The sequence below is a fragment of the Caballeronia sp. LjRoot31 genome, from assembly GCF_964253885.1.
Classification (GTDB): Bacteria; Pseudomonadota; Gammaproteobacteria; order Burkholderiales; family Burkholderiaceae; genus Caballeronia.
In genome coordinates, this window is sequence record NZ_CAXURX020000001.1 from 1,430,192 (window position 1) to 1,446,714 (window position 16,523).

The 16,523-nt window shown below is 60.6% G+C and carries 19 protein-coding genes; 15 read left to right on the forward strand and 4 right to left on the reverse strand.

Features of this window, described 5'->3' with window-relative positions; genetic code table 11:
* Nucleotides 1–42: 42 nt before the first annotated feature.
* Nucleotides 43–261, reverse strand: a complete 219-nt coding sequence (locus ACSQ8V_RS06245) for a hypothetical protein (RefSeq protein WP_436205221.1) — start codon at nt 259–261, stop codon at nt 43–45.
* Nucleotides 262–802: 541 nt separating this feature from the next.
* On the opposite strand from ACSQ8V_RS06245, the gene ACSQ8V_RS06250 reads away from it, so the two are divergent.
* The 7 genes from ACSQ8V_RS06250 (at nt 803) to ftsB (ending at nt 6,761) form a co-directional block, all read left to right on the forward strand.
* Nucleotides 803–1,651 carry an alpha/beta fold hydrolase gene (locus ACSQ8V_RS06250; protein WP_436205222.1) on the forward strand — a complete coding sequence of 283 codons (849 nt, stop codon included), beginning with the start codon at nt 803–805 and terminating at the stop codon, nt 1,649–1,651.
* A 198-nt stretch (nt 1,652–1,849) separates the two neighbouring features.
* The gene (locus ACSQ8V_RS06255; protein WP_436205223.1) at nt 1,850–3,574 is read left to right on the forward strand and encodes a CTP synthase; all 1,725 of its coding nucleotides are present in this window, start codon (nt 1,850–1,852) and stop codon (nt 3,572–3,574) included.
* A complete protein-coding gene (kdsA, locus tag ACSQ8V_RS06260; protein ID WP_031363912.1) occupies nt 3,571–4,425 on the forward strand; it encodes a 3-deoxy-8-phosphooctulonate synthase in 855 nt (284 codons plus the stop codon). The genes ACSQ8V_RS06255 and kdsA overlap by 4 nt, the downstream gene beginning before the upstream one ends.
* 77 nt (nt 4,426–4,502) lie before the next feature.
* Entirely contained in the window at nt 4,503–4,703 is a 201-nt protein-coding gene (locus ACSQ8V_RS06265; protein ID WP_436205224.1) for a DUF1330 domain-containing protein, read from the forward strand.
* Complete coding sequence (locus ACSQ8V_RS06270; protein WP_436205225.1) at nt 4,606–4,809, forward strand: DUF1330 domain-containing protein; 204 nt, start codon at nt 4,606–4,608, stop codon at nt 4,807–4,809. Before ACSQ8V_RS06265 ends, ACSQ8V_RS06270 begins: the two co-directional genes overlap by 98 nt.
* A gap of 81 nt (nt 4,810–4,890) precedes the next feature.
* On the forward strand, nt 4,891–6,174 hold the full coding sequence (eno, locus tag ACSQ8V_RS06275) for a phosphopyruvate hydratase (RefSeq protein ID WP_213763281.1): 1,284 nt from the start codon (nt 4,891–4,893) through the stop codon (nt 6,172–6,174).
* Between the two features lie 131 nt (nt 6,175–6,305).
* Nucleotides 6,306–6,761, forward strand: coding sequence for a cell division protein FtsB (ftsB, locus tag ACSQ8V_RS06280; protein WP_213763279.1), 456 nt, complete (start codon nt 6,306–6,308; stop codon nt 6,759–6,761).
* A 125-nt stretch (nt 6,762–6,886) separates the two neighbouring features.
* On the opposite strand, the gene ACSQ8V_RS06285 is transcribed toward ftsB, so the two are convergent.
* From ACSQ8V_RS06285 to ACSQ8V_RS06295, 3 genes are all read right to left on the reverse strand, one after another.
* Nucleotides 6,887–7,246: a hypothetical protein gene (locus tag ACSQ8V_RS06285; RefSeq protein ID WP_436205226.1), complete on the reverse strand. Its 360-nt coding sequence runs from the start codon at nt 7,244–7,246 to the stop codon at nt 6,887–6,889.
* Between the two features lie 113 nt (nt 7,247–7,359).
* Nucleotides 7,360–8,331 carry an Hsp33 family molecular chaperone HslO gene (locus ACSQ8V_RS06290; RefSeq protein WP_256983812.1) on the reverse strand — a complete coding sequence of 324 codons (972 nt, stop codon included), beginning with the start codon at nt 8,329–8,331 and terminating at the stop codon, nt 7,360–7,362.
* A gap of 44 nt (nt 8,332–8,375) precedes the next feature.
* Nucleotides 8,376–8,900 (reverse strand): gamma carbonic anhydrase family protein, encoded by a 525-nt coding sequence (locus ACSQ8V_RS06295; protein WP_158936688.1) that lies wholly within the window; start codon nt 8,898–8,900, stop codon nt 8,376–8,378.
* Nucleotides 8,901–9,230: 330 nt separating this feature from the next.
* On the opposite strand from ACSQ8V_RS06295, the gene ACSQ8V_RS06300 reads away from it, so the two are divergent.
* The 8 genes from ACSQ8V_RS06300 to dapA all read left to right on the forward strand — a co-directional run bounded on the left by ACSQ8V_RS06300 (nt 9,231) and on the right by dapA (nt 16,508).
* A complete protein-coding gene (locus tag ACSQ8V_RS06300; RefSeq protein ID WP_436205227.1) occupies nt 9,231–10,094 on the forward strand; it encodes a ferritin-like domain-containing protein in 864 nt (287 codons plus the stop codon).
* On the forward strand, nt 10,091–11,005 hold the full coding sequence (locus ACSQ8V_RS06305; protein WP_436205228.1) for an alpha/beta fold hydrolase: 915 nt from the start codon (nt 10,091–10,093) through the stop codon (nt 11,003–11,005). The genes ACSQ8V_RS06300 and ACSQ8V_RS06305 overlap by 4 nt, the downstream gene beginning before the upstream one ends.
* Before the next feature lie 99 nt (nt 11,006–11,104).
* Complete coding sequence (locus ACSQ8V_RS06310; RefSeq protein WP_213763529.1) at nt 11,105–11,935, forward strand: 3',5'-nucleoside bisphosphate phosphatase; 831 nt, start codon at nt 11,105–11,107, stop codon at nt 11,933–11,935.
* A 319-nt stretch (nt 11,936–12,254) separates the two neighbouring features.
* A complete protein-coding gene (locus ACSQ8V_RS06315; protein WP_213763271.1) occupies nt 12,255–12,893 on the forward strand; it encodes an L-threonylcarbamoyladenylate synthase in 639 nt (212 codons plus the stop codon).
* Between the two features lie 159 nt (nt 12,894–13,052).
* Nucleotides 13,053–13,718, forward strand: coding sequence for a site-2 protease family protein (locus tag ACSQ8V_RS06320; RefSeq protein ID WP_213763269.1), 666 nt, complete (start codon nt 13,053–13,055; stop codon nt 13,716–13,718).
* A gap of 4 nt (nt 13,719–13,722) precedes the next feature.
* Nucleotides 13,723–14,925, forward strand: a complete 1,203-nt coding sequence (locus ACSQ8V_RS06325) for a tryptophan--tRNA ligase (RefSeq protein WP_213763267.1) — start codon at nt 13,723–13,725, stop codon at nt 14,923–14,925.
* Nucleotides 14,925–15,560, forward strand: a complete 636-nt coding sequence (locus tag ACSQ8V_RS06330) for a class I SAM-dependent methyltransferase (protein WP_436205229.1) — start codon at nt 14,925–14,927, stop codon at nt 15,558–15,560. The genes ACSQ8V_RS06325 and ACSQ8V_RS06330 overlap by 1 nt, the downstream gene beginning before the upstream one ends.
* A gap of 42 nt (nt 15,561–15,602) precedes the next feature.
* Entirely contained in the window at nt 15,603–16,508 is a 906-nt protein-coding gene (gene dapA, locus ACSQ8V_RS06335) for a 4-hydroxy-tetrahydrodipicolinate synthase (protein ID WP_436205230.1), read from the forward strand.
* Nucleotides 16,509–16,523 lie beyond the last annotated feature (15 nt).

Below are 16,523 nucleotides of genomic sequence, written 5' to 3' on the forward strand. Positions count from 1 at the left end.
TGGAGCTGCAATTCGCGAATATGAATTTTCGTCATGGCGACTTTAATGATAGTCGTCTCGGCCTCGCGTCATTCGAATGGACAGCCGAAGGAACACGGCACCTATCGCGATCAACTCGACACGGTCGTCGGGCGAAAGTCGATCCCAATTGCGAGCGATCCAGTCAGCGAGCGAGCCGCATGCACCGCGCAGCATAAGGGAAGATGGCTTGCCTAAAGCAATCTCGTCGTCGAAAAGTTCAGTGACTTCCAACTCGGTCATGGTGGCCTCTCTTGGTCACAGTCACGTCAACAATAGGTGAAGGGCGGTCTTCGTACACCTCCTAAACTTGGGAGCCCAGCGGTCGTCGACTCACAGAAGATACATAGAACCTTGTCGTGCTCGTCAATTGGGAAGAGCTAAAGCTCCGACCACTTCTGTATATGATGGGTGCCCAAGATGTGACCGCACATCGGCTAGACCAACGAAAACACAAAGAAAACGGCAATAATCTGTTTGCTGACCGGCGCGAGACTATTGGTTGAAAATCAGATAGTTACCATCACTTTTCGCGTTTTTCAGTAAGCTAGGCTACCGCAACCGATTTAACCACCCGCATCCGACGGTTTTCGAGCGGTATCGATTACGTCATATCGAGTTATCGCGCAGCGACGAAGACGGCGCGGCGCGCATGGACGTGTCGGCTGAGGTGTCCATCGAACGTTTCAGGCAGACTCACGCGCGTTACTGGATGGGGCGGTGAACAGAACGTTAATAATGAGACGCTGGAAAGAGACGTTGTAAAAAAGAGAGGGCACGGCGCTTGAAAGACATCCTGCATTTTTCGCACGCTAACGGGTTTCCCGCATCGACATACCGGACGATCTTCGCCGAACTCGCCGATGACTACGAGATTCGCGCGGTTGAACGTTTTGGTCACGATCCGCGTTTCCCCGTGACGCGCGACTGGCCGCATCTGGTGGATCAACTGCTCGAAGACATTGACGCCAGACGTCCAGCCGACGTGAAAGTGTGGCTGGTCGGGCATTCGCTGGGCGGTTACCTCTCGCTGATGGCGGCGCTCAAACGGCCGCAATGGGTGAAAGGCGTCGTGATGCTGGATTCACCGGTGATCGCCGGCTGGCGCAGCAGTGTGCTGCGTTTATCGCAATGGACGGGGCTCGACACACGGCTTTCGCCTGCCGCCGCCACTAAAAACCGGCGCATGCACTGGCCGAGCCGCGAAGATGCCTGGCGTCACTTTCACGCGAAAACGGCGTTTGCCCGCTGGGACGAGCGGATGCTGTCGGATTACATCGATTTCGCGATTCCGGCGGAGGCACATAACGGAGGTGGCATTGGCGGTATCGATGAAGCGGCCGGCGCCATCAACCGCCAACGCAAGCTCGCTTTCGATCGCGAGGTGGAATTTCGCATCTACAAGACGTTGCCGCGCACGCTGGGTGCGCGGGTTGCGCATGGCGTGCCGGTGCCGGTCGGATTTATTGCGGGAACGCATTCGAAGGAAGTCCGCCACGTCGGGCTGGAAATGACGCGGCGTATTGTGGGCGGGCATTTCGAATGGATCGAGGGCAGTCATCTGTTCCCAATGGAACACCCGGTGGAAACGGCACGCGCATTGCAGCGCACGCTTAACGGGCTGCGGGCTTGATGCACTAATGCACATCAATAGCGCATATGAGTAATGCACACCCCGGCGAGACGCCATTCAAACCGCATTCAGGCCGCCGATAAACGCACGATCGAAACCCGCCGCTCGCGGTAAATCGGGTCCCAACGCGGGTCCCTCCCGCTCTGGGTTATGGGGCGCCTTTCGGGTATAATCCGTTTTTCCCGCGAGCACCTAGCGATGACCAAATATGTATTCGTCACCGGCGGCGTAGTGTCTTCCCTCGGCAAGGGTATTGCCGCCGCTTCCCTCGCAGCGATCCTCGAATCGCGCGGTCTGAAAGTCACCCTCTTAAAGCTCGATCCCTACATCAACGTCGACCCCGGCACGATGAGCCCGTTTCAGCACGGGGAAGTGTTCGTGACGGAAGACGGTGCGGAAACGGACCTCGACTTAGGCCATTACGAGCGCTTCATCAGCACGAAGATGCGCAAGGCCAATAACTTCACGACCGGTCAGATCTACGAGTCGGTGATCCGCAAGGAACGCCGAGGCGAATATCTCGGCAAGACGGTTCAGGTCATTCCGCATATCACCAACGAAATCCAGGCGTTCCTGCAACGCGGCGCGGCTGCGGCCACGTGCGGCGAGCCTGACGTGGCAATCGTGGAAATCGGCGGGACGGTGGGTGACATCGAATCGCTGCCGTTCCTTGAAGCCGCGCGCCAGATGAGCCTGCGGCTCGGCCGCAACAGCGCGTGTTTCGTGCACCTGACGCTTGTGCCGTACATCGCGACGGCGGGTGAGCTCAAGACCAAGCCCACGCAGCATAGCGTGCAGAAACTGCGCGAAATCGGTATCTCGCCGCACGTGTTGCTGTGCCGCGCGGATCGTCCGATTCCCGGCGACGAACGCGCGAAGATTTCGCTGTTCTCGAATGTGCCGGAAGACGCGGTCATTTCGGTATGGGACGTGGACAGCATCTACAAGATCCCGCAGATGCTGCACGACCAGGGTCTCGACAACATTATTTGCGAAGAGCTCAAGCTCACGGCGAAACCCGCTGACCTCAGCATGTGGGCCGGCCTCGTCCAGAAGCTCGAAAACCCGCAGAACGAAGTCACCATCGGCATGGTTGGCAAGTATGTGGAACTGACGGAATCGTACAAGTCGTTGATCGAGGCGCTCAAGCACGCGTCCATTCATACGTCGACGAAGGTCAACATCGAGTACATCGATTCCGAGCAGATCGAAACGGACGGCGTGGCCGGTCTGAAGCATCTCGACGCCGTGCTAGTGCCGGGTGGTTTCGGTGCGCGTGGAACAGAAGGCAAGATCAAGGCGATCAAGTACGCACGTGAGTCGAAGACGCCGTACCTGGGCATTTGCCTCGGCATGCAACTGGCTGTGATCGAATTCGCTCGCGACGTCGCCGGCTTGGCCGATGCGAACAGCACGGAATTCGATACATCGACGACCAATCCGGTTGTCGCGCTCATCACCGAGTGGTACGACCGTGCAGGTCACGTTGAAAAGCGCACGGAAGAGTCGGATCTGGGCGGCACGATGCGCCTCGGTTCACAAAAATGTCCGATCAAGCCGGGCACCATGGCCGCACGCATCTACGGTACGGATGTGAACGAGCGCCATCGGCACCGGTATGAAGTGAACAACCGCTTCGTGCCGCAACTCGAGGCGGGCGGGCTGGTGATCAGCGCGCGTACGCCGAGCGAAGATCTGCCGGAGATGATGGAGCTGCCGGAATCCATGCACCCGTGGTTCGTCGGCGTGCAGTTCCATCCGGAATTCACATCGTCACCGCGCGATGGCCATCCGTTGTTCAAGGAATTCGTCGAAGCGGCGCGCGCACATCATCTGGCGCTGAAGGCGAACGGGCAGGCGGGCGCTACTGCTGAACACGCCCCCGCACCAGCCGTGGCGGTTTCCGTCGGAGCGCAAGCATGAAGCTGTGTGATTTCGAAGTGGGTCTCGACCAGCCGTTTTTCCTGATCGCGGGCACGTGCGTGGTCGAGTCGGAGCAAATGACCATTGACGTCGCCGGCCGCCTCAAGGAAATCTGCGCGAAGGTAGGTGTTCCGTTCATCTACAAATCGTCATACGACAAGGCCAATCGCAGTTCCGGCAAGTCGTTCCGCGGACTCGGCATGGACGAAGGCCTGCGGATTCTCGGCGAAGTGAAAAAGCAACTCGGCCTGCCCGTCCTCACCGACGTTCATTCCGAGCATGAGATTGAAGCGGTTGCGTCGGTCGTGGACGTGCTGCAAACGCCCGCGTTCCTGTGCCGCCAGACTGACTTTATTCACGCATGCGCGCGTTCGGGGAAACCGGTCAACATCAAGAAGGGCCAGTTTCTCGCGCCGCACGACATGAAGAACGTTATCGATAAAGCCCGCGACGCTGCCCGCGAAGCGGGCTTGTCCGACGACCGTTTCATGGCGTGCGAACGCGGCGTGTCGTTTGGTTATAACAATCTGGTTTCGGACATGCGCTCGCTCGCGATCATGCGGGAAACCAACGCACCTGTCGTCTTCGATGCCACGCATTCCGTCCAGTTGCCGGGCGGGCAGGGCACGAGCTCCGGCGGACAGCGCGAATTCGTACCGGTACTGGCACGCGCCGCGATTGCAACTGGCGTTGCGGGCGTGTTCATGGAGACGCATCCGGACCCGGCGAACGCGAAATCCGACGGGCCGAACGCCGTACCGCTGCACAGAATGGAAGCACTGCTGGAGACACTCGTTGCGCTGGATCGGGCCGTGAAGCGCGGACCGTTTCTCGAGAACGATTTCAGTTAAGGACGCTGCGGGCGCTGTGTGTATTCAAGCACAGGCGCTCGCTTAAGCATCCACATCCGCGACGTACCGGCAGGGAAGTGTCATGGCGAAAGGGTTACATCTCCATGAACGCGAACCCTACTGACCCCGATAAATTCACCGCATATCAGCCGTTAGCAATGCACGCGATTGACGCATACGGTGGTAAGTTTCTGGTGCGCAGCGGACGGAGCGAGGCGTTTGAAGTATCCATTCGCCCACCCTCGGTCGTACTCGAGTTCGTCGACACCATTCGTTGACGACGAGACTGCCACACAATGGAATCACTCCGCTCAATATGAAGCGGCGCGCCACGTGAGAGCGGGCGCAGCAGAATTGAACATGATGGTCGTAGAAGGCCTCTGAAGCCGGGCGTTCGCGCCCCGGCGAGATGTTAAAAACCGACCCGCTGTCTGACCTGATTCAACGTCATTTCTTGAGGAAACCATGAGTGCTATCGTAGATATCATCGGTCGCGAGATTCTCGACTCGCGAGGCAACCCCACCGTCGAATGTGACGTCCTGCTAGAGTCGGGCACGATGGGCCGCGCTGCGGTGCCGTCGGGCGCATCCACCGGATCGCGTGAAGCGATCGAATTGCGCGACGGCGAAGCCGGCCGCTACGGCGGCAAGGGCGTGTTGAAGGCAGTCGAACACATCAATACCGAAATCTCCGAAGCCATCATGGGCCTCGATGCATCGGAACAGGCCTTCCTGGACAAGACCCTGCTCGAACTCGACGGCACCGACAACAAGTCGCGCCTGGGCGCGAACGCCATGCTGGCTGTTTCCATGGCGGTTGCAAAGGCTGCAGCAGAAGAAGCCGGTTTGCCGCTGTACCGCTACTTCGGCGGCTCGGGCGCTATGCAATTGCCCGTTCCCATGATGAACATCGTGAACGGCGGCGCGCACGCGAACAACAGCCTGGACATCCAGGAATTCATGATTGTTCCGGTCAGCCAGCCGACCTTCCGCGAGGCACTGCGTTGCGGCGCTGAAGTGTTCCACGCGCTGAAGAAGATCCTGAGCGACCGCGGCATGAGCACGGCGGTGGGCGACGAAGGCGGTTTCGCGCCGAACTTCGGCAGCAACGACGAGTGCTTGTCGACCATCGTCCAGGCGATCGAAAAGGCGGGTTACCGCGCGGGCGAAGACGTCTTGCTTGCTCTGGACTGCGCGGCAAGCGAGTTCTACCACGACGGCAAATATCAGCTCGCGGGTGAGGGTTTGCAGTTGTCGTCGGCGGAATTCACGGATTACCTCGCCACGCTCGCCGATAAATTCCCGATCGTTTCGATTGAAGACGGCATGCACGAAAGCGACTGGGACGGCTGGAAGATTCTCACCGATAAACTCGGCAAGAAGATCCAGCTCGTGGGTGACGACCTGTTCGTGACGAACACGCGCATCCTGAAAGAAGGCATCGACAAGGGCATCGCCAATTCGATCCTGATCAAGATCAACCAGATCGGCACACTGACGGAAACCTTTGCGGCAATCGAAATGGCGAAGCGCGCGGGTTACACTGCGGTCATCTCGCATCGTTCGGGCGAAACTGAAGATACGACGATTGCGGATATTGCGGTCGGCCTGAATGCTGGTCAGATCAAGACGGGTTCGTTGTCGCGTAGTGACCGGATCTCGAAGTACAACCAGTTGTTGCGCATTGAAGAAGATCTCGGTGACATCGCGAGTTATCCGGGTAAATCGGCGTTCTACAATCTGCGCTAAAGCTTCGGCCGGATTGGGACGTTAGTGAGTCCGGACGGTTGTCGATTTACTCAGTCCGCTGCCTCGTGTTCTTTTGAATCCGGGGCAGCGCCAAATACAGTTGCAGTGCTAGCGTTTTTCTCGCCTCTTAAATGCGGATTGTCACCTCTGTTCTGATCCTGCTGCTGGCGATGATCCAGTATCCACTGTGGTGGGGACACGGCGGCTGGTTACGTGTCCACGAACTGCAGCAGCAATTAGTCAACCAGACAAAGAAAAACGCCGACCTGAAACTGCGTAACGAACGCGTGCAGGGTGAAGTGGCGGACTTGCAGAACGGCACATCGGCTGTTGAAGAGCGCGCGCGTTACGAAATGGGGATGATGAAGGACAGCGAGGTCTTCGTGCAGTTCGTCTCGCCGAATTCGCCGGCGCCTGCTAACTCGGTGAACGCGCAATCGAGTGCTTCCACGCGCGGGCAAGTGTCCGCCGCGCCGTTGCGTGTAGTGCCTAATCCGGTGTCGCGTTCGAAGGAAGAGCGCCGGGCGTTCGAACGGCAAGCGACGAAGGACAAGATGGACGCGGCGAAGAAGAAGCAGGGTGGTTAGCGCGCGGCGCGTCAATCGAAGTAATCGACCGGCAACGGATGTAAAAAAAGCTGTTTCAACGTGAGTTGAAACAGCTTTTTTATTGCGCTTGGCCACTTTGCGGCGAACGACGCGCGTCTGAGACGCTACCAATAATACCCAGGGTATCCGTAGCCAAAGCCCGTTCCCCATCGGTTACCCCAGCCACCGCTCGAATATCCGCCGTACACCGTAACCGGCGGCCGATAGTACTGCGAGTAGGCCTGGGCGGCGGCCTCTGCAGCCATTGCCTGCTGCTGATCGGCCAGCACTTGCCGGTCGATCTGGTTATAGCGCTGCTGCTCGGCCTGCGAAAGCGGCTGCGGCGCCTGGTTCTGCGCGGCCGGCAAGCGGCTGTAAATGGGCGAAGGCCCCGGCGGATCCATCATGCAACCGCCGAGAGCGAGCAGCGTCGCGCCGGACAACGCCACGACCAGTTTCTTCGATATACATCCCAAGGATTTCATTTCGACCTCCAGCGGGCCGGACACTAAACGGAACCGGATCATGACACGCCGCGGCACAGCAGAGGGTTATCCTGCGACCTCTTGTTACAGAGAGCCAGAGAGCGCAGTTGGATTTAATGCCGTTGATCCGGCGCCGGACTCACACCCTGGGAGAGTTCTCCAGCCACAAAAAGTTGCGCCACGTCCACGGGATCGAACTCGTAGCGCTGGTTGCAGAACTCGCAGTGCACTTCCACGCTGCCGCGTTCTTCAACCACGCTGTCCACTTCGCCGCGTCCCAGCATCTTGAGCATCCCGCCCACTTTCTCGCGCGAACACGTGCATTCGAAACGCGCTTGCGCCGGCTCGAAATGTTGCACGTTTTCCTGCCAGAAGAGCCGCTTGAACACCACTTCCGGTTCTTCCTTCAGCAACTCCTCGTTCGAGAGCGTACCGCCGAGGTGGCATACGCGCTGCCATGTATCGGCGTCGTGTTCGCCCGGATGCGGGACGATACCGCCATCGCCGGGAAGCTTTTGCAGCAGCATGCCCACGGCGCGCTCGGTGTTCGCGGCGAGCCACATGCGCGTGTCGAGTTGCTCGGAGTGGTGCATGTAGTGTTCAAGCACTTCCGCCATCGACGCCAGCGGCCCATGCTCGCCGCTCAACGGCACGATGCCCTGATAAGCCTGCTGCCCGGGCTTCTTGTCGCGCGGATCGAGTGTGATCACGCAGCGGCCCTGGCCGTTGCGGTTGAGCAGGTCGGGGAGCGTCATGTCATCCGTGATTGGCACGGGTGCTTCGCTCGCGCCTTCAATGGATTCCGCCAGCTTCGCGGTTGCCCGCAGCGACAAGTCCGAATTGCATTGCACGACAAGCATGGTCACCGGCCCGTCGCCGTAGATCTGCATGATGAGCGTGCCGTCGAACTTGAGATTCGCCGACAGCAGCGCGCACGCGGCCATCATTTCGCCGAGCACGTTGCGCACGGGCGTGGGGTACGAGCGGCGCGTGAGCACTTCCTGCCAGGTGTCACGCAGCGAGACAATCTCGCCACGCACCGGCGCCGCGTTGAACATGAATTTTTGCAGCTGGTCGTTAACCACGCTTGAGTCCTTTGATCGACGGCATAACGCGTGTCAACCGGCGTTCAGCCGATCCGCACGAGCTGCGCCTTGTAAAATTCGCGGCGGTCCGCGTAACCACGCGTCCCCGCCTGCATCTGGGCAATATCCGCTTCCGTGAGTTCGCGCACGGCTTTCGCGGGTGCACCGAGGATCAGGGTATTGTCTGGGAAGGTTTTACCTTCGGTCACCACGGCGCCCGCGCCAACCAGGCAGTTGCGGCCGATTACCGCACCATTCAAGACCACAGCCTGAATTCCGATCAGTGCGCCTTCCTTGATCGTGCAGCCGTGCAGCATGGCCTGATGGCCGATCGTCACGTTGGCTTCAATGGTCAGCGGATAACCCGGGTCGGTATGCAGCACCGCGCCTTCCTGGATATTGCTGCCTCGGCCAAGCACGATGGGTTCGTTGTCGCCGCGCAGGGCGGCGCCGAACCAGACGCTTGAGTTTTCTTCCAGCGTCACACGGCCGATGATGGTCGCCGTATCAGCGACAAATACGCTTTCGTGGATGGTCGGGGCGGCGTCGCCGAGCTTATAGATTGCCACTGTGTCTCCTGTGAGGGCTTGACTTGAGCCATGATGCGCGGTCGGACCACCGGCGCCTGGGGCGTGGCCGGTACCGTCGATGCTATAGACTGCGGCGCGCGGCCGCCTCAAGCCAAAAATCTTCCGTGGAAAGTGCTATTTTAGCCGGTTGCGCAAAAGCGACGTGCGGCCCGGCTTTTACACGACTGATCGATGGGTTCTGAAACGGCCATTCCAAAATCGGCGTTTCTGAACCGGCCAGCCCGGGCGGCGGCGCCCTCGGCGGGGTTGCCAGCCAACCGTTATGGTTTAAAAGCACCCCTCATAAGTAACCCAAAGCAAACCGGAATCATGTCCGAACAGCTCGATTATTCTGCGTCCAATGGCGTCCGTCCGACCGCCCTGGCGTTGCTCCGGGAGCGCGATCCCGCCATCAAGGCGCGGGCTACCCAGCGGTTCTACGAGCATTTGCTATCGGGGGACACCACGCTTGACGCCACAACCCACATTTCCGATCCGCTCGATTTACCCGGCCGCCCGGCGTCGCCGGAACTGGTCGCGCCGTCATCGCTGAAACGCCGCAGCATGCAGTCGGACGCGGGGCGTGCGGTGTTGCTGCACGCACTGGCGCATATCGAGTTCAACGCAATCAACCTCGCGCTCGATGCCGTCTGGCGTTTCCCTTCCATGCCCGACGCGTTTTATCGCGACTGGTTCAAGGTCGCGGCCGAGGAAGCGCGCCACTTTTCGTTGCTGAGCGCGCGTCTGGCGGAATTCGGTCATCGGTACGGCGATTTTCCCGCGCACGATGGCCTGTGGGAAATGGCGGAGCGCACGCGTGGCGACGTGCTCGCCCGCATGGCGCTCGTGCCGCGCACGCTGGAGGCGCGCGGTCTGGACGCTGCGCCGCCCATTCGCCGCCGCCTGGCTCAAGCGGGCGACCACGCATCGGCGGCCATTCTCGATGTGATTCTCCACGATGAAATCGGCCACGTGCTGATTGGCAATCACTGGTTCCGGCACTTGTGCAGCGAGTCCGGCGCCGATCCGCACGCCACCTACGCGCAACTCGCCGAGCAGTATCACGCCCCCAAACTACGCGGTCCGTTCAACTTCGAAGCGCGTCGCGATGCCGGTTTCGACGAAGCCGAATTACGCACGCTCGCAGGTCTGGACCCGATCGATTCGATTCAAGCTGTCCCCAATCCCCGATGACCCCTCTCAAAACGCCCGTTTCCGAATTCGTCACCACGCGTGGCACGCGGCTGCATGTGCGCCGATGGGGATCGCCCGACGCGCCCACGTTGTTCATGCTGCATGGCTGGATGGATATTTCGGCATCGTTTCAATTTGTCGTCGATGCCCTCGCCGGTGACTGGCAGGTGATCGCGCCCGATGCGCGCGGCTTCGGGCTGTCGGACTGGCCGGTCGCGCGGGGCGAGAGCAGCCATTACTGGTTCCAGGACTATCTGGCGGATCTGGATGCGCTGCTCGACCATTACGACAACATTGCGCCGGCGTCGCTGCGTGGCGAGCCCGTGAACCTGGTGGGCCACAGCATGGGCGCGAACGTTGTTTGCCTGTATGCAGGCGTGCGGCCGGAACGGGTGCGGCGCGTGGTCGATCTGGAGGGGTTCGGCATGGCCGCCGTCAAGCCAGAGCGTTCGCCCGAACGGCTCGGGCAATGGCTGGACGATTTGCGCGCGCCGCCAACGCTCAACACCTACGCCACGCTCGATGACGTCGCCCAGCGGCTGATCCGCACGAATTCGCGCCTGCCGTTGGCGAAAGCACGTTTTTTGGCCCAGCAGTGGGCCAAGCCCGACGATACCGGCCGTTTCCATCTGCTCGCTGACCCCGCGCACAAAATACGCGGGCCATTGCTGTACCGGCTGGACGAGGTGATGGCCGTCTGGTCGAAGGTGCGGGCGAAGGTCCTGCACGTTGAAGCGCTGGCTTCGCCGACCCTCGCGATGATCGCCGGCGAGGTTCCAATCGACGAATTCAAGCAGCGTTTCAAGGCTTTCACCGACTGGCGCGAGGAGATCGTCGATCACGCCGGCCATATGCTTCATCACGATCAGCCCGAACGCGTGGCGGCGCTGATCGAGACGTTTTGTGCCTGAGCCCGGCGGTCCTGGATCGTGCAATGGAACGATCGGTCAGCGATGTAACCCGTTTGACGCGTTGCAGTAGAATGATAATTAATTCCCAGAGCTTCCATGATGAACGCCGACCTGCATTGCCACTCCACCGTTTCTGACGGCCAACTCGCTCCAGCCGAGGTTGCCGCGCGCGCTCACGCGGGCGGTGTGACGCTGTGGGCGCTCACCGACCACGATCAGCTTGGCGGCCAGCGCGAGGCGCGTGAAGCTGCGCAAGCGCTCGGCATGGGGTATCTGGGCGGGGTGGAGATTTCGGTGACGTGGGCGGGGCGGACGGTGCATATCGTCGGGCTGAACGTGGATGCTGAAAACCAGGGGCTGATCGACGGCCTGGCAGCCACGCGCAGCGGCCGCCAGGCGCGCGGTGAAGCCATAGGCGAGGCATTAGCCAGCATCGGCATCCCGGGCGCCTATGAAGGCGCGCTGCACTATGTGAATGATCCAGCCATGATCTCGCGTACGCATTTCGCACGCTATCTGGTCGAAAAGGGCTACGCGGAATCGACCTCGGACGTGTTCTCGAAATATCTCGGCGACGGCAAGCCGGGTTATGTCGGCCATCGCTGGTCCAAACTGGCCGATGCCATGAAGTGGATCAAGGCAGCGGGCGGCGAAGCGGTCATTGCGCATCCGGGGCGCTATGATTTCTCGCCAGTCGAATTCGCCGCGTTTTTCGATGAATTCATCCAGCTCGGCGGCCGCGCTATTGAGGTCGTGACGGGTAGCCACACGCCGGACCAGTATCGCGAATACGCGGACGTCGCGCGGCGATACGGCTTTCTCGCATCGCGCGGCTCGGATTTTCATGCGGCAGGCGAGGGGCGTATCGACCTCGGCCAGTTGCCGCCGCTTCCCGCCGATCTCAAGCCCGTGTGGGAGTGCCTGGTTTAAAAGGTGTGCTGCGAAGGTGCGCCGCGCGGCCTTATATAGCGCCGCGTTGAACCGCGTGAAAAAGCTGCGCACGATCCTTGGTCTTCATCCACTTCTGTTTGTCGCGCAACTGCGTGCATTTGCGGGTATTCTCGCGTGTCCGCATGGGTACCGCCCCGGCGCTTTTTATCTGAAATCCGGCTTAAATACAGCTTGAATCCAGTTTGAAGCCGCGGGTGTTATGCCTGATGCGTAAAACATAAAAATGCAACGCGAGCGCCCTGCGTCTTGGCGCCGGTTGGCAGCAAGCTTTCGGACAACCTATCTACGTCATCTGGTCATGTCTCAATTCTTTCGAATTCATCCTGACAACCCACAGCCGCGCCTGATCAACCAGGCGGTGCAGATCATCAATGATGGCGGCATTGTCGCGTTGCCGACCGATTCCAGCTACGCGCTCGCGTGTCATCTCGACGATAAAAACGCCGTTGAGCGGATCCGCCGGATTCGCGGACTCGACGAGAAACAATTACTCTCGCTGCTGGTGCGCGATTTATCCGAATTGTCGAATTTCGCCATCGTCGATAACCGCAACTATCGTCTGATCAAATCGGTTACGCCCGGTCCTTACGTGTTTGTGCTTCAGGCGACGAAGGAAGTGCCCCGGCGCCTGTCGCACCCGTCGCGAAAGACAATTGGCCTGCGTGTGCCGAATCACGCGATCACGCTCGCGCTGCTGGAAGCGCTGGGTCAGCCGCTGCTCGGCTCGACGCTGATCCTGCCGCCCGACACCCATCCGCTCAACGACCCCGAAGAGATTCGCCAGCGGCTGGAAAAACAGATCGACCTGGTCATCGACGCCGGTGCGTGCGCGATGGAACCCTCCACGGTGATTGACCTGACCGGCGACGAACCCGTGCTGGTGCGTCCCGGCCGAGGCAGTCTGGAACCATTTGGCCTTACCGCTGAAAACGCCTGAAAAACCCCGCACGATGACACAATAGGCAGTGAGTTGCGTTCGGGCGAACAGCGCCGGGCGCAAACTCACCGCCTCGACGCTCGCGCCCCATCGCCCTGGGCGAACGCCAAACCGTCCGCCAACGAGTGGCGCCACAACTGCTTGATACAATAGCGAGCTATGGATTCCTCCCTGATACAAACCATCGCGGTCTACGCGCTCCCCGTGATCTTCGCGATCACGCTGCATGAGGCCGCTCACGGCTATGCGGCCCGCCTGCTGGGCGACAACACGGCTTACGTGCTCGGCCGCGTGTCGCTCAACCCAATGCGCCACATCGACCCCGTCGGTACGCTCGCTATTCCGTTGATCCTGTATTTCGTCACCAGCGGCGCGTTCATGTTCGGTTATGCGAAGCCAGTGCCGGTGGCGTTCGGCAACCTGCGCAATCCGCGTTGGGGCAGCTTGTGGGTCGCGGCTGCCGGACCGGCAAGCAATTTCGTCCAGGCGCTGATCTGGGGCGTGATCGCGGTGCTGCTGGCGTCGTTCAACATCGATGAACCGTTTTTTACGCGCATGGCGGCAGCCGGCGTTGGCGTGAACCTCGTGCTCGGTGTGCTCAACCTGTTCCCCTTGCCGCCGCTCGACGGTGGACGCGTACTGATGGCGCTGCTGCCCGTGCGCGCGTCGATCATGCTGTCGCGGCTTGAACCTTATGGTTTTTTCATCGTGATGGCGCTTGTCATGACCGGCACTTTGACGCGTTTCTGGCTCGGGCCGCTGGTGAGCGCCGGGTATGTCGCGGTGTCGGCCGTCCTGAATCCACTTGCCTCGCTTTTACAATAAATCCATGTTCCCTGACCGTATCTTCTCCGGCATGCGGCCGACCGGCTCGCTGCATCTAGGCCACTATCACGGCGTGCTCAAGAACTGGGTGCGGCTGCAGTCCGAGTACCCGTGCTTTTTCGCGGTCGTCGACTGGCATGCGCTGACGACCCACTACGAAACGCCTGAAGTCATCGAGAAGAACGTCTGGGAAGTGCTGATCGACTGGCTCGCTTCCGGCATCGATCCGGCGCAGGCCACGCTCTTCATCCAGAGCCGAGTGCCGGAACACGCCGAGCTTGCGCTGCTGCTCGGCATGAGCACGCCGCTTGGCTGGCTCGAACGCGTGCCGACCTACAAGGAGCAGATCGAGAAGCTGAAGGAAAAGGATCTGACCACGTACGGCTTTCTTGGTTATCCGGTGCTGATGGCGGCAGATATCTTGCTGTATCGCGCGTCGCTCGTGCCGGTCGGCGAGGACCAGGTGCCGCACGTGGAAATGACGCGCGAGATCGCGCGACGCTTCAATTATCTGTATGGGCGTGAGGCGGATTTCGAAGAGAAAGCACTCGATGCCGCGAAGAAACTCGGCGGCAAACGCGCGAAGCTTTATCACGAACTGCGTGTTGCGTATCAGCAGGAAGGCGACGACGAAGCGCTCGAACAGGCGCAGGCTATGCTGCAGGAATCGCAGAGCCTGTCGATGAACGATCGCGAACGGCTGTTCGGTTATCTGGAAGGCGCGCGCAAGATCATCCTGGTCGAGCCGCAGGCGTTGCTGACCGAAGCGTCGCGCATGCCGGGCCTCGATGGCGCGAAGATGTCGAAGTCGTATGGCAACACCATCGGCCTGCGTGAGGACGCCGAGACAATCGCGAAGAAAGTGCGCACCATGCCGACCGATCCGGCGCGGGTTCGCCGCACCGATCCGGGCGATCCGGACAAATGCCCGGTGTGGCAACTGCATCAGGTCTATACCGACGAAACCACGCACAAGTGGGTGCAGACGAACTGCCGCAGCGCGGGAATTGGCTGCCTTGAATGCAAGCAACCGGTGATCGAAGGCATTTTGCACGAGCAGCAACCCATGCTGGAACGCGCGCAGAAATACATGGACGATCCGTCGCTGTTGCGCGCGATCGTGGCCGACGGTTGCGACAAGGCGCGCAAGTTTGCGGTAGAGACCATGCGCGACGTTCGCGACGCAATGGGCCTCTCGTATAACTGATGATCGTAATGTCAGCGCCCGAACACTCAGCTACGCCACCCACGCCACCCACCACCGCCAGTGCATGGATCGAGCACTGGTCGCATCTGGTGGAGCAGGGCGGCGCGGTGCTCGACGTCGCGTCGGGCAATGGCCGCCATGCGCGTTATTTCGCGTTGCGCGGGCATCCGGTCGTGGCGCTGGATCGCGATGAAACCGCATTGGCAAGCCTCGCTGCCGTGCAGCATGTCACCACGCGCTGCGCCGATCTGGAAAACGCGAGCTGGCCGCTGCGGGACGACGAGAAATTCGCTGCGGTCGTGGTGACGAATTACCTCCATCGGCCGCTGTTCCCCTATTTATTCGATGCCCTCGCACCCGGCGGCGTGCTGCTGTACGAGACCTTCGCGGTGGGCAACGAACGGGTTGGGTTTGGCAAGCCGTCGAATCCGGACTTCCTGCTCAATCCCGGCGAACTGCTCGACGCCGTGCGGGGCCGCTTGCGGGTCATCGCTTATCAGGATGGTTTTATCAACGCGCCGCGCGCATCCTGCGTACAGCGCATTGTCGCTGCCGCCCCGTTGCGGCCCATGCCAACAGGCCTTACGGAACGTAACAATGCATCAGATCCCGTTCGTTACGTACTGCAGGGCTAATCCGCTACAATCGCGGTTTACCGACCAATTTCATAGCGTTTCATGACAAACGGAACACACGGCGGCATCCAGATCCGCGGCAGCATTCCTGCCATCGTTACCCCGATGCACGAGGACGGTAGTCTCGATCTGCCGGCGTTTCGAAAACTGATCGACTGGCATGTGGAAGAGGGCTCGAACGGCCTCGTCGTGGTCGGCACCAGCGGTGAGTCGGCCACGCTGTCAGTGGACGAACACATCCTGATGGTGAAAACCGCCGTTGAACACACGGCCAAGCGTTTTCCGATCATCGCCGGCGCGGGTGGCAACTCCACGTCGGAGGCGGTCGAGCTGGCAAAAGCGGCGAAGGAAGTCGGCGCCGACGCCACGCTGCAAGTAGTCCCTTACTACAACAAGCCGACGCAAGAAGGCATGTACCAGCACTTCCGCCGAATCGCGGAATCCGTCGACCTGCCCGTCATCCTGTATAACGTTCCGGGCCGGACCGTTGCGGACATGAACCACGACACCGTGCTGCGTCTCGCCGACGTGCCGGGCATCGTGGGCGTGAAAGAGGCAACGGGCAATATCGACCGTGCGGCAAACCTGATCAAGTACGCGCCGGCGCATTTTGCGATCTACAGCGGTGACGATCCGACCGCGATTGCATTGATGCTGCTCGGTGGCCACGGCAACATTTCGGTGACCGCGAACGTCGCGCCGAGAGCGATGAGCGAACTCTGCCGCGCGGCGCTTGCGGGCGACGCGATTACCGCGCGCAAGATTCACCTGAGCTTGCTGTCGCTGCACAAGCAGATGTTTTGCGAGTCGAATCCGATTCCCGCGAAGTGGGCGCTTGCTGCGCTCGGGCGCATGGAAAGCGGGATTCGTCTGCCGCTGACGCCGCTCGACGCGCGCTACCACGATGTCGTGCGCGACGCGTTGCGCGAAACAGGACTTCTGGCCTGACGGCCGGCGGCGGGG